We start from the raw sequence: 304 nt of genomic DNA, 5'->3' as shown, positions 1-304 counted from the left end.
GAATCTTGTTATGGTTCGAAAGCTCCATCTGATAGAATGTGTGAACACGCAAATCAGACAGGATGCCAGACAGCCACTTCCATTGCGCCCAATGATGCAGACCTACCATCTTCTCCGGTAATAGTGAATACAAAATTGGTGGAAGTTTTTCTTTAAATCCCATTGCTCTTCTAGCAATGACATAAGAAGCTGTTTGGTGAATACTGATACCAAAACGTTTCATATATTTGATTTTACCAATTTGAGAAGTGTACGCTGGATTTACCTCAAATACTGCTACACCCATCTTCTCAGCACGGCTTTT

Annotated in this window: 1 protein-coding gene; it reads right to left on the bottom strand. The window is 40.1% G+C overall.

The genetic code is table 11. The features are described 5' to 3' along the window. Window positions 1-304 (bottom strand): transposase (locus tag CN326_RS24815; RefSeq protein ID WP_098311332.1); only part of this gene is annotated, 304 nt, incomplete at both ends.

The organism is Bacillus sp. AFS018417, from assembly GCF_002560985.1.
In the GTDB taxonomy this organism is placed as follows: Bacteria; Bacillota; Bacilli; order Bacillales; family Bacillaceae_G; genus Bacillus_A; species Bacillus_A rhizoplanae.
The sequence above is the reverse complement of the archived record's forward strand: the minus strand, read 5'-3'. Positions and strand labels throughout refer to the sequence as shown.